The organism is Micromonospora sp. NRRL B-16802 (genome assembly GCF_001279555.1).
Lineage (GTDB): Bacteria > Actinomycetota > Actinomycetes > Mycobacteriales > Micromonosporaceae > Micromonospora > Micromonospora profundi.
Genome location: NZ_LGEB01000110.1, coordinates 25,924 through 39,546, shown reverse-complemented (window position 1 = coordinate 39,546; position 13,623 = coordinate 25,924). Strand labels below are relative to the sequence as shown.

The following is a 13,623-nucleotide window of genomic DNA, read 5'->3' as shown; positions in this document are numbered from 1 at the left end:
AGTTAATCGTCGGCGCGTAGTCCGGCAGGCGGTCAGTCCTCGTCGATGTCGTCCAGGCGCGCCAGCCAGGTGGCGAAACGCTCGATCGGCGTCTCGAACTCGGGGTTGAGGTCGACGAAGTCCCGAAGGCGCTCGCCCAGCCACTCCAGGGTCACCTGCTCGTCACCCCGGCGCTCCACGAGCTCCTCGATGCCACGGTCGGTGAAGTACATCGCGTACATCCTCATGCTCTCGACCCGGTGCGGCCGGGCGGGTGGTCGGTGGGCCGACGAGAGCCGGGGCAGGCCGTGGTGACGGCGCTGCCCCGGCTCTCGCGGTGCGTTCAGGTCACGGGCGGGGGAGTGCCGCCTCGATCAGAGCCGCCTGCTCGACCTCGTGGGTCTTGGCCGAGCCGACCGCCGGAGCGGCCGCGGCCGGGCGGGAGATCCGCCGCAGCCGGACGTCGGTGAGGTGCTCCAGCAGGTTGAGCGCGACGAACGACCAGGCGCCCTGGTTGGCCGGCTCCTCCTGCACCCAGGCGAAGTCCTCCGCGTTCGGGTACTGCGCCAGAGCGGCCCGGATCTCCTCCACCGGCAGCGGGTACAGCTGCTCGATCCGGATGATCGCGGTGTCGGTGACGCCGCGCTCCTGACGGGCCTGGAACAGGTCGTAGTAGACCTTGCCCGAGCAGAGCAGCACCCGCTTGACCGCCTCCGGCGCCGGGGCGCCGGTGTCGCGCAGCACCGGCTGGAAGGTGCCGGTGGTGAAGTCCTCGACGGAGGAGACGCAGAGCTTGTGCCGCAGCAGCGACTTCGGCGTGAACACCACGAGCGGCTTGCGCTTCGGCGACAGGGCCTGGCGACGCAGCAGGTGGAAGTAGTTCGCCGGAGTCGTCGGGATGGACACCCGCATGTTGTCCTCGGCGCACATCTGAAGGAAACGCTCCGGACGACCAGAGGTGTGGTCCGGGCCCTGACCCTCGTGGCCGTGCGGCAGCAGCAGGGTCACGGCGGAACGCTGACCCCACTTGACCTCGCCGGAGGAGATGAACTCGTCGATCACCGACTGGGCGCCGTTGACGAAGTCACCGAACTGGGCCTCCCAGGCGACAAGCGCGTTGATGTTCTCCACCGAGTAGCCGTACTCGAAGCCCATCGCCGCGTACTCGCTGAGCAGCGAGTCGTGCACGAAGAACCGGGAGCGCTCGCCGTCGCCGGTGAGCGACATCAGCGGCAGGTAGTCGTCGCCGGTGCGGGAGTCGACCACCGAGGCGTGCCGCTGGACGAACGTGCCGCGACGCGAATCCTGCCCGGCGAGCCGGACGGTGACCCCGTCGTGCAGCAGCGAGCCGAACGCGATGATCTCGCCGAAGCCCCAGTCGATGTTGCCGTCGACGGACATCTTGGCCCGCCGGTCGAGCAGCTGCTGGATCCGCTTGTGCGGCGTAAAGCCCTCCGGCAGGTTGACGTGCGCGTCGCCGACCGCCTTCACCACGGAGACGTCGGTGGCCGTGTCGACCTGCGGCTCCGGCTCCTCCTCGCGGCGCGGCCGGTTGAGCTGGCGCGGTGCCGCGGCGGCGTCCCGGGTGGCCTTGAAGACCTTCTCCAGCTGCGCCTGGTAGTCGCGCAGCAGCTCCTCCGCGTCCTCCACGGTGATGTCGCCGCGACCGATCAGCTCCTCGGTGTAGAGCTTGCGCACCGAACGCTTCGAGTCAATGATCTTGTACATCTGGGGGTTGGACATCGACGGGTCGTCGCCCTCGTTGTGCCCGCGTCGCCGGTAGCAGACCATGTCGATCACGACGTCCTTGTTGAACGTCTGCCGGTACTCGAAGGCCAGCCGGGCCACCCGGACCACGGCCTCCGGGTCGTCGCCGTTGACGTGGAAGATCGGCGCCTGGATCATCCGGGCCACGTCGGTGCTGTAGAGGCTCGACCGGCTGTATTCCGGGGCGGTGGTGAAGCCGACCTGGTTGTTCACCACCACGTGCACGGTGCCGCCGGTGCGGTAGCCGCGCAACTGCGACAGGTTGAGCGTCTCGGCGACCACACCCTGGCCGGCGAACGCGGCGTCGCCGTGCACCGCGAGCGGCAGCACGGTGTAGCCCTCCAGCTTGAGGTCTATCCGGTCCTGCTTGGCCCGGACGATGCCCTCAAGCACCGGGTCGACGGCCTCCAGGTGCGACGGGTTGGCCACCACCGACACCTTGACCGAGTGGTCGCCGCCGGGCGTGGTGAACTTGCCGTTCTGGCCCAGGTGGTACTTCACGTCGCCGGAGCCCTGCGTCGAGCGCGGGTCCAGGTGACCCTCGAACTCCGAGAAGATCTTCTCGTACGGCTTGCCGACGATGTTGGCGAGCACGTTGAGCCGACCCCGGTGCGCCATGCCGATGACGACCTCGTCCAGGCCGCTCTCGGCGGAGCACTCCAGCACCTCACCCAGCAGCGGGATCAGCGACTCGCCGCCCTCCAGCGAGAAGCGCTTCTGGCCGACGTACTTGGTCTGCAGGAAGGTCTCGAACGCCTCGGCGGCGTTGAGCCGGTTGAGGACGTGCTTCTGCTCGTCGGCGGACGGCTTCTCGTACTTGCGCTCGATCCGCTCCTGGACCCAGCGCCGCTCCTCCGGGTCCTGGATGTGCATGTACTCGATGCCGACCCGGCGGCAGTACGAGTCGCGCAGCACGCCCAGGATCTCGCGCAGCTTCATCCGCTTGCGGCCGGCGAAGCCGTTGACCGGGAACTCGCGGTCGAGGTCCCACAGGGTCAGCCCGTGCTGGAGGACGTCCAGGTCGGGGTGCTTGCGGATGGTGAATTCCAGCGGGTCGGTGTCGGCCATCAGGTGACCGCGCACCCGGTACGCGTGGATCAGCTCGTGCACCCGGGCCGTCTTGTTGATCTGGCCCTCGGAGTTGACCGCCACGTCGCGCATCCACCGCACCGGCTCGTACGGGATGCGCAGCGAGGTGAAGATCTCGTCGTAGAAGTCGTGCTCACCGAGGATCAGCTCGTGCATGACCTTGAGGAACTCGCCGGACTGTGCGCCCTGGATGACCCGGTGGTCGTACGTGCTGGTCAGCGTGATGATCTTGCTGACCGCCAGCTCGGCGAGGGTGGTCTCGGACATGCCCTGGTACGGCGCCGGGTACTCCATCGCGCCGACGCCGATGATCGCGCTCTGCCCCTGCATCAGCCGCGGCATCGAGTGCACGGTGCCGATGCCGCCCGGGTTGGTCAGCGAGATCGTGGTGCCGGAGTAGTCCTCCATGGTCAGCTCATTGCGCCGCGCCCGCCGGACCACGTCCTCGTACGCCTGCCAGAACTGCCGGAAGTCCATCTGCTCGCAGCCCTTGATGGAGGGGACCACCAGGTTGCGGCTGCCGTCGGGCTTGGCCAGGTCGATCGCGATGCCCAGGTTGACGTGCGCCGGGCGGACCACTGCCGGCTTGCCGTTGGCCTCGGCGAACGAGTTGTTCATCTCCGGGTGCTGGACGAGCGCCCGGACCATCGCGTAGCCCACCAGGTGGGTGAAGCTGACCTTGCCGCCGCGCCCACGGGCGAGGTGGTTGTTGATCACGATGCGGTTGTCGACAAGCAGCTTGGCCGGGACCGCGCGCACGCTCGTCGCGGTGGGCACGCTCAGGGAAGCGTCCATGTTCTGGACGATCTTCGCGGCGACACCTCGCAGCGGCGTGGTCTGCGGACCGTCATCGCTTGACGTGTCGGCCTTGGCGGCCTTCGCGGCAGGCTTCGCCGGTGCGGCCTTGCCCGGCGCGGTCTTGGCCGGTGCGGCCTTGGCCGGAGCAGCCTCCGACGCGGCGGGCTTGGCCGACGCCGGCTTCGCGGCGGTCGGCTTAGCGGCGGTGGCCGGCTGGGCGCTGCTCGGCTGGCTCACCGTGGCTGCCGCCTCCGGCTGGCCGGCCGGCTCGGGTGCGGCGGCCGGTTTGCCCGACGCCTCACCTCCGCGCGGTGTCCCGGCGCCCGGCGCCGGTCGGTAGTCGGCAAAAAAGTCGTGCCAGGCAGAATCGACACTCGTGGGGTCGGCGAGGTATCGCTGGTACATCTCCTCGACGATCCACTCGTTCGGGCCGAAACCCGCCAGTGGGTTCTCCTGCGAAGTCTGCTGGGTCGACACGGCCGGTAATCGCCTCTTTCACGCGGGTTGTGTGTCACGCGGGTGCCTCGCCGGGCCAGTGAACGGCACGGACAGGACGACTCCCAGGCTACGCCGTACGAAACTCCCTGGCATTTCCGCCTCCGCACCGTGGCCGGATTCACAGAAGATGCCAGAAGTTCAGTAAGCGCTGCGTGACCGGTCACCAACTGGTAAAGCGACCCAATACGGATGCCGGTCGTGCGCGGCGCCACAGGCCGTCACGGTACGGCGTTCCCGGGGTGGCGGCCGTGCCGCCGCCAACCCCGGAAACGGTCGCTCAGGAGATGTCGCGTCGACGCATCAACAGCGTGCCGACCAGGCCGGTGACCACCGCGTACCCGATGAGCACCGCGGCACCCGCCCAGCGCGGCGGGTTGCCGGGGATGTCCGCGCCGGTGACCATCAGCGACGAGGCCAGCGACGGCACCAGCAGTTGCAGGTTGTTGATCCAGTCACCCCAGCGGGCGGCCAGAATGCTGATCACCACGATGGCCCCGATCGAGCCACCCAGGTACAGCAGGATGCCTGTCACCGTGGCGCCGATCTGGCTGCGGATCAGCACCCCGATGCCGACGCCGAACACCGCCCAGAGCAGGTACGCGAGCAGGTTCAACCCGATCGCGCGCCAGGCCGCGTCGTTGCCCAGTTGCGAGCCCAACCCGACCGAGTTCAGGACCAACGAACCGGCGACCAGGTTGAACGCGGTGGTGACAAGCCAGAACAGCAGCGCCAGAACGCTCGCCGCAACGAGCTTGGCGGTCATCACCGCGGTGCGGTGCGGATTGGTCAGGAACGTGGTGGTGACCGTCTGGTGAAAGAACTCGCTTGTCACCACGATGATGCCCAGCAGCATCACGATCAGCAGACCGAAGAACTGCCCGGTGGTGAAAAGGTTCGACGAGAGCGCGTCCGGGCTTGCCGCGGCCGTCAGCGTGTCGACCTGGTCGGCCGGCACCTCGCCGAACTCCTCGCTGGCTAGGACGTCGGTCTGCAACCAGTTGATGAGCAGGGTGAGCGCCCAGAGCGGCAGACTGATGAGCGCGAAGACCCACCACGTGTTCGTCGTACGGATCTTGAGCAGCTCGGATCGGACGAGGTTCATCGGATGCCCGCCTTTCCGGCCGTCAGCTCCAGGAAGACCCGTTCCAGGTCGGGCCGTTCCGTTGTCAGTTCGTGCAACTCCACGCCAGCGGCCAGGGCGGCCCGGCCGATCGTCGGGGCGTCCACCCCGGCGACCAGCAGGGTGCCGTGCTCGTCGGTGTCGACGGTGGCCGACTGGGCCTTGAGCGCGGCGGTCAGCGCCTCGGCCTGCGGGGTGCGGACCCGCACGCGGGCGCCCTGTGTCATCGACCCCAGAACCTGGTCGACCGGCCCCTGCCGGACCAGTTGCCCGGCCGCGATGATCACCACGTCGTCGGCGAGCAACTGCATCTCGGACAGCAGGTGGCTGGAGACCAGCACCGTGCGGCCCTCGTGGGCGAGGTTCTTGAGGAACCCACGCATCCACCGGATGCCCTCCGGGTCGAGCCCGTTGGCCGGCTCGTCAAGGACCAGCACCCGCGGGTCGCCGAGCATCGCCGCGGCAATGCCGAGACGCTGCTTCATACCCAGCGAGTAGCCCTTGAACTTGCGCTTCGCCGCAGGCGTCAACCCGACAAGGGCCAACGCCTCGTCGGCCCGCTGCTTGGGCAGCCCGGCCGCCGCGCAGATGACCCGCAGGTGGTTGATGCCGGTACGGCCCTTGTGCGCGCTGGAAGCCTCCAGCACCGCGCCGACGTGCCGCAGCGGGTCGGTGAGGTCGGCGTACCGATGGCCGCTGATGGTGGCCGTGCCGCTGGTCGGCGTGACCAGGTTCAGCAGCATGCGCAGCGTGGTGGTCTTACCGGCGCCGTTCGGGCCGAGGAAGCCGGTCACCCGCCCCGGTGCCACGGTGAAGGACAGGTTGTTCACCGCCCGCACACTCTTGTACTGCTTCGTCAGACCGGACACCACGATCTGACCGTCGCTGGTGGGGCTTCGCTGCCCGTCAGTCATCGTTCTCCTCCCGTGCGTGGCGTCGAGGTACGCCGTGGCACAGCGTGACTGCCCCGAGCAACAAGGTCAATCAGGCGCGGTCCGTACGGCGTGGTCCGTCGCGCGGTGGAGGCGCGTCCCCCGTGCGGACGACGGCGCAGGTCAGCGGGCGATCCAGGTGGCCCGGGCGGCCCCGAGCAGCGCGCCGTCCGGGCCGTACAGGCTGGTGTGCACCATCGCCTTGCGACCGTCGACACCGATCAGCGCGCCGGTCACCACGCACTCGTCACCCGGCGCGGGGTGGGCGACGATCGCCGCCGCGATCCGGCCCAGCAGGTACGGGCGGCCCGCCGCGAGCACGGTCCACCCGCCGGGGCAGTCCAACGCCGCCCAGACCGTGGCCGCGCTGACCTGCTCGGGGGCACGAAACGGCGCGGCGGTCCGGTCGTCGGGCAGCCGGCCGGGGAAGATCCGCAGGCCGTCCGCCCGGTCCGGACCGCAGACGTAGCAGCCGGGAAACGGATGCTCGACCAGCCCGGGGTAGCTGGTCGAGGCGGCCACCGCTGTCGCCCAGTCGACAGGGGGTACGACGGCGTCCACGTCACCGGCCGGGCGGACCTCGGCGACGATCTCGCCGGCCGGGTCGAGGACCGCGCCGTCCACCAGGCTCAGCGTGGTGTCCAGCGGCGGCGGCCGACGCAGCGTCACCTCGACAGGCTCGGAGCCGCCAACCGCGGTGGCGAACACTCCCGCGCTCCAACCACCGTTGCCCGAGCCGGGAGGGCCGTTGTAGCGGGACTCGATGCGCATGTGTCGACCTCCGTGGGGGTGTGGCCGGCACCGGCGCCAGCCCTCCGGCAGCCTCGCACGATCCCGGTCGGGTCCATCGGCCGGCCGCCGTTCATCCGATCGACACCGGTGGTCACCGCCGATGGCACCCGGGGCACCTACACAGGTCCCATGGCCGTTCTGCATGTCGCTGGCGCACCCCTGACGACCAGCGGATACACCCTGCTGATCGCCGACGACCCCACCCAGGTCGCGGCCGCGCAACGCCTGCGCCACGAGGTGTTCGCCACCGAACTAGGCGCCACCCTCCGTCCCGGTGCTGCCGGGTTGGACGTGGACGCCTTCGACGCCCACTGTGACCACCTGATCGTCCGCCACGAGAGCAGCGGCGAGGTGGTCGGTACGTACCGGCTGCTACCGCCCGGGCGCACCAACCGGCGGTACGCCGAGGACGAGTTCGATCTCACCGCGCTCGACCCGCTGCGCGACGACCTGGTCGAGGCGGGCCGCTCCTGCGTGCACCCGGACCACCGCTCCGGAGCGGTGATCAACCTGATGTGGGCAGGGATCATCCGGTACCTGCACCTGCGCGGCTCCCGCTGGCTCGGTGGCTGCGCCTCCGTCCCGATCGCCGACGGCGGCCGGACGGTCGCCGAGGTGTGGGCCCAGGCACAGGCCCGGCACCTGTCGCCGCCTCCGCTGCGGGTCCGGCCGCTGCGTCCGTGGTTCGCCGAGCCGGCGGCTGTCAGCTCAACGGCGGCTGTCAGCTCGGCGGCCGGTGCCAGCGCCGTTCCGCCGCTGTTGCGCGGCTACCTGCGGCTGGGCGCGTGGATCTGCGGCGAGCCGTCGTACGACCCGGACTTCGGATGCGCGGACTTCTACGTGCTCTTCTCGCTGGACCGGATGAACCCGCGCTACCTGCGGCACTTCCTCGGCGAGGCGCAGCGGTGACCGCCGTACCGCACGACCTGTGGAGGCCGACCTCCGGCTGCGGCGAGGAATGCCTGCCGGCGGCTGGCGAGGTGCCGACAGTGCCGGTGGCCCGCCGGGTGCTCCGGCTGGCCGCGGCGACCGGGATGCTGCTTGCCGGGCTGGGGGTGGCGGCGGTGCTGCCCGCGTTGCCGGCGTGTGAGCGGCAGGCGTTGGCGCGTGGCTGGGCTCGGACCACCGCGCGGGCCTTCGGCGTCCGACTGGTGATCAAGGGCCGGTTGCCCCGGCGGCGCGCGCTGCTGGTCGCCAACCACGTCTCGTGGCTGGACATCCTGGCCGTGCTGGCGGTCGCGCCGGCCCGACTGGTGGCGAAGCGCGAGGTCCGTAACTGGCCGGTGCTCGGTCTGCTCGCGGCCGCCGGCGGCACGGTCTTCGTGGACCGGTCCCGGCCGCGGGTGCTGCCTGCCACCGTGCGCCGGCTCGCCGACACGCTGCGCGCCGGTCGCTCGGTAGCGGTCTTTCCCGAAGGTACGACCTGGTGCGCGGGCGACGACGCCGTGACGTGTCGCCCCGGGGGCGGGTTCCGCCCGGCCATGTTCCAGGCAGCCATCGACTCGGGCAGCCTGGTGGTGCCGCTGCGACTCGCCTACCGGTGCGAGGCCATCGGATCCGCCACCACGGCAGCCGCGTTCCTCGGCGCGGACACCCTGCTGCGCTCGGTGGCCAGGGTGGTGGCGGCGCGGGACCTGGTGGTCACTGTGACGATCGCCGCCGCGCTGCACCCGGCCCGTGACGCCGACCGGCGGTTGCTGGCCCGGGCCGCCGAGTCGGCCGTACACCTGTTGCCGGCGGCAAGTGGCGCGGCCGGCGGCCGGCGGTATGCGGCATCCGATCTGCCCCTGGCCGAGGTGGTTGGTCCCCCCGGGGGGGCGACCGTCGGTCGGTGCGGATTCCTGCCCGACCACGTGGTGCCACCAGGTCTTCGCCGTTGGGATGGTTAAACTCTGGGCCTCCGCGACGCCCGGGAGCATCGTGGCCCGCGCCCAACCGTGGAGCCCGACCGGAAGGAGCCGCCGTGACCGCCGTGTTCAGCCACGGTCGGCTCCGGCTCTACCTGCTGAGACTCCTCGACGACGGCCCTAAGCACGGCTACGAGCTGATCCGTCTCCTGGAGGAGCGGTTCCTCGGGCTGTACGCGCCCAGCGCCGGCACCATCTATCCCCGGCTCCAGCGCCTCGAAGCCGAGGGCCTGGTCAGCCACACAGCAGGCGGAGGGCGCAAGACGTACTCCATCACCGATGCCGGTCGAGGCGAGCTGCGCCAGCGGGCGGACGAGCTGGCCGTCCTGGAAGCGGACATCGCCGCCTCCGTGGCGGACCTCTCCACCCTCGCCGGCCAGGAGCGCGGTGAGTCGAGTGGTGCGACGCGCGACCTCAAGCGGGAGGTGAACGGGGCCACCCGGCAGACCCGGCGTACCCGGTGGGAGCCGCCCGCCCCGCCGCCCCGGCCGGCGTCGTCCGACGGACCGGACGCGGACCTGCTCGACGAGTTCGATAAGCGGCTGGCCGCGTTCGCCGCCGAGGTCGGCCGTCTGGCGCGCGCCCGGCGGTTCAGCGACACCCAGCTGCGCACCGCGACCCGGCTCCTCGACGGCACCCTGGACGGGCTCCGCCGGCTGCTGCGCTGACAGAGCCTTCGCAGCTGACATCCGCGCCGACCGGACTCACAGGGATTTTCCAGGAAGCGTCCAGCGTCGGTGCAGTGAGGTCACCGATGATGGGCACATGCCCGCTACCCAAACCGAGGCGCGACTTCTCGTCGTCGAGGACGACCCGAACATCCTCGAACTCCTCTCCGCGAGCCTGCGGTTCGCGGGCTTCGACGTGGCCACCGCGACCAGTGGCAGCGCGGCCCTCAACGCCGCCAAGGACCACCGGCCCGACCTGGTGGTGCTCGACGTGATGCTGCCGGATCTCGACGGCTTCGAGGTCATCCGGATGCTCCGCGAGGGCGGTACGCGTACCCCTGTGGTCTTTCTGACCGCGCGGGACGCCACCGACGACAAGATCCGTGGGCTCACCCTGGGCGGCGACGACTACGTCACCAAGCCGTTCAGCCTGGAGGAGTTGACCGCCCGGATCCGCGCCGTGCTGCGCCGCACCACGACCGGTGAACAGGCGCCCTCCCGGCTCACCTTCGCCGACCTGGAGTTGGACGAGGAGACCCACGAGGTGCACCGGGCCGGGCAGCGGGTGCAGCTGTCGCCGACCGAGTTCAAGCTGCTGCGCTACCTGATGCTCAACGCCAACCGGGTGCTGTCCAAGGCGCAGATCCTCGACCACGTCTGGAACTACGACTTCCGTGGTGACGACAACATCGTCGAGTCCTACATCTCCTACCTGCGGCGCAAGGTCGACACCACCCAACCCCGGCTGATCCACACCCTCCGCGGCGTGGGGTACGTGCTGCGCAAGCCGGCGGCGTGAAAGCGGTCCAGCAGGCGAAGGGACGACTGCGGGCCGTACCACTGCGGGTGAAGCTCGTGACCGCGGTGCTCGCCCTTGTCGCCTGCGCGCTGCTGGTCATCAGCTCGCTCACCACGTTCTTCCTACGCAGCTACCTGGTGGGCCAGGTCGACAGCGAACTCACCGGCTCGGCGCGCAGCATCGAGAGCGCGGTGGTGGCGGCGCAGCAGGGTCGGTTGGGTATCCCGACCGACTACCTGGTGGTGGTGACCAGCCCGAGCGGCGACAGGGTCCTCGGCTACCAGTTCGACGACAGACGCTTCGGCATGGGCGACCTGCCCCCGTGGCCGGCCGACGCCGCAGGCTTCGAGCAGTTGGAAGGCGAACCCTTCACCGTCCGGGCACGGGCCAGCAACGTGCGCTGGCGGATGCTCTACACCGAGCTGCCGAACGGTCAGCTCGCGGCCATCGGCCAGCACCTCACCGACGTGGACATGGCGGTGAAGCGCCTGGTCTGGATAGACCTCCTGGTGGGCGGCGCGGTGCTGCTCCTGCTCGCCTCGGTGGGCGCGGCGATCGTCCGGACCAGCCTCAAACCGCTCGTGGAGATCGAACGGACCGCCGCTGCCATCGCCGGTGGTGATCTGACCCGCCGAGTCCCCGACCCGGAGGAGGGCCACGAACAACCCACCTCCGAACTGGGACGGCTCTCCCGAGCGCTGAACGCGATGCTCACCCAGATCGAGGCGGCGTTCACCGCCCGGGCCGCGTCGGAGTTCGCCGCCCGCTCGGCGGAGAGCAGCGCCCGCGACGCCGCTGCCGCCGCCCAGGCGTCCGAGGCGCGGGCGCGACGCTCCGAGGAGCGGATGCGGCAGTTCGTCGCGGACGCCTCGCACGAGCTGCGTACCCCTCTGACCACCATCCGCGGCTTCGCCGAGCTGTATCGGCAGGGCGCGGCGCGGGCACCGGAGCAGACCGCCGGCCTGCTGCGCCGCATCGAGGACGAGGCGGCCCGGATGGGGCTGCTCGTGGAGGACCTGCTGCTGCTGGCCCGGCTGGACCGGGAGCGGCCGCTCTCGCTGGCCCCGGTGGAGCTGCCGGTGCTCGCCTCCGACGCGGTGCAGGCGGCCCGGGTGATCGCTCCGGACCGGCGTATCGAGTTGGAGATCGCGCCCGATTCGGGCCCACTCGTCGTGTTCGGCGACGACGCGCGGTTGCGCCAGGTCATCGGCAATCTCGTGACAAACGCGCTGACCCACACCCCGTCCGATGCCCAGGTGAGCGTGCGCCTGCGCGCCGAGCCAGGGAACTTCGCCGTGGTGGAGGTGGCCGACACCGGCCCCGGTCTCACCGAGGAACAGTCGGAGCGGGTCTTCGAGCGGTTCTACCGGGCAGACGCGGCGCGGACCCGACGGGCCGACGGGAACATCAGCACCGGCCTCGGCCTGGCCATCGTCGCGGCTCTGGTCTCCGCCCACCACGGCTCGGTCGAGGTGGTCGAGACGCCGGGCGGCGGGGCCACCTTCCGGGTCCGGCTGCCGCAGGTGCCACACGTCGAGGGCGTGGGCGAGTGACTTTCAGGCAACTTCCAGGACGATTCCAGGTTGGTCGCAGTGCCTGGGGAGAAGGTAGTCCCATGACCGAGTTCGAGTCCGACCCGCAGCGGCGGCCGGCACCCACCGACGCCGAGCCGTCGCACCCCACCGCCGAGTTGCCGCGCGACGAACGCGCGCAGACCGACTCCCCGACCACGCCCGTCCAGGTCGTCTCGACCGACGAGGGCGCGCACCCCACCGCCGCTCCCGACGCCCCGGCCCCCTCCAGCGGGTACGCCGGCCAGCCGACCGGCTACGAGCCCTCGACGAGCACCCCCTCCGCCGCGCCGTACCCGGTCCCCGGGCACCCCACGCACGGCCAACCCGGCTATCCGCAGCAGTACCCGGGTGCGCCCTGGTACGCGGGTCAGCAGTCCGGCTGGACCGGCGGGGGTCAGCCGGGCATGGCCTACCAGCAGCACGCCCAGCACCAGCAGCACCCCGGGCAGCCGATGCCTCCGTGGGGTCCGCAGGCCACGCCGCCGGGCACCGGGCCACGGCCGAGCCGGATCGCCAAGTTCGCAGGCGCCGGTGTCGCGGTGTTCGCCCTCATGCTCGGCTCCGGTGTGGCAGGCGGCGCGCTCGCGCTGGCCCTCGACGGCGACAACGGCATCACCCGTACCTACACGGCGGCCCCGGTGCTCAACAGCGCCGACCTGCCGAAGATCGCCGCCGCCGTTCAGGACAGCGTCGTCTCCATCGCCACCAACAGTGGTGAGGGCTCCGGCGTGGTGCTCAGCGCCGACGGATACGTGCTCACCAACAACCACGTGGTCGCCTCCGCCACGGGCGACTCGGTGCAGGTGGTCTTCGCCGACGGCAAGAACGCCCAGGCGAAGATCGTCGGCACCGACCCGAAGACCGACCTGGCCGTGGTGAAGGCCAGCGGCGTGAGCGACCTCAAGCCGGCCACCTTCGGCGACAGTGACGCCATGCAGGTCGGCGACCAGGTGCTCGCCCTCGGAAGCCCGCTCGGGTTGCAGGGCTCGGTGACCGCGGGCATCGTCAGCGCCCGGGACCGCACCATCCGGGCCGGCGACAACAATCAGCCCCAGGACCCGAACCAGCAGAGCCAGGGGGCCAGCTCGATCTCCGGCCTGCTGCAGACCGACGCCCCGATCAACCCCGGCAACTCCGGTGGCGCGCTCGTCAACACCCGGGGCGAGGTGATCGGCGTCAACACCGCCATCGCCACCTCCGGCCAGAGCACCGGCAACATCGGCGTCGGCTTCGCCATCCCGAGCAACAAGGCCAAGGACGTCGCGGGCAAGCTCCAGCGCGGCGAGAAGGTCAGCCACCCGTCCCTCGGGGTGGGTGTCAACCAGGCCGAGGGCGGCGGCGCGCTCATCGCGTCGGTCACCCCGGGCAGCCCGGCCGAGAAGGCCGGCCTCCAGCGCGGCGACGTCGTCACCCGCTTCGGCGACAAGCCGGTGAACGACTCCGACGACCTGGTCGGCGCGGTGCAGGCCGGCAAGGTCGGAGACCGGGTCGAGGTGCAGTTCAAGCGGAACGGCACCGAGAAGTCGGCAACCGTGACGCTCGCCGAGACGTCCTAACCGATAAACCCAACCTGCCTCCCTCCGGCGGCGGGTGGCGGAGCCAAGGGGGTTGGCTCCGTCACCCGCCGCTTTTTTCTGCGGTGCGCGGCGGTTCACCCGGATCGGGTGAACCGCCGTCACCCGTTGGCCCGGCACGTTCGG

At 70.7% G+C, this 13,623-nt stretch carries 11 protein-coding genes; 6 read left to right on the top strand and 5 right to left on the bottom strand.

What is annotated here, in order from left to right; all coding sequences use genetic code 11:
• Window positions 1-32: 32 nt before the first annotated feature.
• The 5 genes from ADK66_RS27120 to ADK66_RS27100 all read right to left on the bottom strand — a co-directional run bounded on the left by ADK66_RS27120 (window position 33) and on the right by ADK66_RS27100 (window position 6,954).
• Window positions 33-212: a DUF6104 family protein gene (locus ADK66_RS27120; protein WP_053660250.1), complete on the bottom strand. Its 180-nt coding sequence runs from the start codon at window positions 210-212 to the stop codon at window positions 33-35.
• Window positions 213-327: 115 nt separating this feature from the next.
• Entirely contained in the window at window positions 328-4,110 is a 3,783-nt protein-coding gene (locus tag ADK66_RS27115) for a multifunctional oxoglutarate decarboxylase/oxoglutarate dehydrogenase thiamine pyrophosphate-binding subunit/dihydrolipoyllysine-residue succinyltransferase subunit (RefSeq protein ID WP_053660247.1), read from the bottom strand.
• A gap of 298 nt (window positions 4,111-4,408) precedes the next feature.
• Window positions 4,409-5,233 (bottom strand): ABC transporter permease, encoded by an 825-nt coding sequence (locus ADK66_RS27110; protein WP_053660245.1) that lies wholly within the window; start codon window positions 5,231-5,233, stop codon window positions 4,409-4,411.
• Window positions 5,230-6,165, bottom strand: coding sequence for an ABC transporter ATP-binding protein (locus tag ADK66_RS27105; RefSeq protein WP_053660243.1), 936 nt, complete (start codon window positions 6,163-6,165; stop codon window positions 5,230-5,232). Before ADK66_RS27105 ends, ADK66_RS27110 begins: the two co-directional genes overlap by 4 nt.
• A gap of 141 nt (window positions 6,166-6,306) precedes the next feature.
• Window positions 6,307-6,954, bottom strand: coding sequence for a hypothetical protein (locus ADK66_RS27100; protein WP_053660240.1), 648 nt, complete (start codon window positions 6,952-6,954; stop codon window positions 6,307-6,309).
• A 150-nt stretch (window positions 6,955-7,104) separates the two neighbouring features.
• Here ADK66_RS27100 and ADK66_RS27095 point away from each other — a divergent pair, with 150 nt between their 5' ends.
• The 6 genes from ADK66_RS27095 to ADK66_RS27070 all read left to right on the top strand — a co-directional run bounded on the left by ADK66_RS27095 (window position 7,105) and on the right by ADK66_RS27070 (window position 13,479).
• Entirely contained in the window at window positions 7,105-7,884 is a 780-nt protein-coding gene (locus tag ADK66_RS27095) for a GNAT family N-acetyltransferase (protein ID WP_053660587.1), read from the top strand.
• Entirely contained in the window at window positions 7,881-8,864 is a 984-nt protein-coding gene (locus ADK66_RS27090) for a 1-acyl-sn-glycerol-3-phosphate acyltransferase (RefSeq protein ID WP_082377693.1), read from the top strand. The genes ADK66_RS27095 and ADK66_RS27090 overlap by 4 nt, the downstream gene beginning before the upstream one ends.
• A gap of 74 nt (window positions 8,865-8,938) precedes the next feature.
• The gene (locus ADK66_RS27085; protein WP_053660238.1) at window positions 8,939-9,550 is read left to right on the top strand and encodes a PadR family transcriptional regulator; all 612 of its coding nucleotides are present in this window, start codon (window positions 8,939-8,941) and stop codon (window positions 9,548-9,550) included.
• A gap of 97 nt (window positions 9,551-9,647) precedes the next feature.
• Window positions 9,648-10,349 carry a response regulator transcription factor gene (locus tag ADK66_RS27080; RefSeq protein WP_030336721.1) on the top strand — a complete coding sequence of 234 codons (702 nt, stop codon included), beginning with the start codon at window positions 9,648-9,650 and terminating at the stop codon, window positions 10,347-10,349.
• A complete protein-coding gene (locus tag ADK66_RS27075) occupies window positions 10,346-11,902 on the top strand; it encodes a HAMP domain-containing sensor histidine kinase (RefSeq protein ID WP_053660236.1) in 1,557 nt (518 codons plus the stop codon). The genes ADK66_RS27080 and ADK66_RS27075 overlap by 4 nt, the downstream gene beginning before the upstream one ends.
• 62 nt (window positions 11,903-11,964) lie before the next feature.
• Window positions 11,965-13,479 carry a S1C family serine protease gene (locus ADK66_RS27070; protein WP_053660230.1) on the top strand — a complete coding sequence of 505 codons (1,515 nt, stop codon included), beginning with the start codon at window positions 11,965-11,967 and terminating at the stop codon, window positions 13,477-13,479.
• Window positions 13,480-13,623: the final 144 nt, after the last annotated feature.

Coding starts and splice junctions, on each gene's coding strand:
- ADK66_RS27095 (WP_053660587.1), top strand. CDS start 7,105: ATGGCCGTTCTGCATGTCGCTGGCGCACCCCTGACGACCAGCGGATAC.
- ADK66_RS27100 (WP_053660240.1), bottom strand. CDS start 6,954: ATGCGCATCGAGTCCCGCTACAACGGCCCTCCCGGCTCGGGCAACGGT.
- ADK66_RS27120 (WP_053660250.1), bottom strand. CDS start 212: ATGTACTTCACCGACCGTGGCATCGAGGAGCTCGTGGAGCGCCGGGGT.
- ADK66_RS27080 (WP_030336721.1), top strand. CDS start 9,648: ATGCCCGCTACCCAAACCGAGGCGCGACTTCTCGTCGTCGAGGACGAC.
- ADK66_RS27110 (WP_053660245.1), bottom strand. CDS start 5,233: ATGAACCTCGTCCGATCCGAGCTGCTCAAGATCCGTACGACGAACACG.
- ADK66_RS27070 (WP_053660230.1), top strand. CDS start 11,965: ATGACCGAGTTCGAGTCCGACCCGCAGCGGCGGCCGGCACCCACCGAC.
- ADK66_RS27105 (WP_053660243.1), bottom strand. CDS start 6,165: ATGACTGACGGGCAGCGAAGCCCCACCAGCGACGGTCAGATCGTGGTG.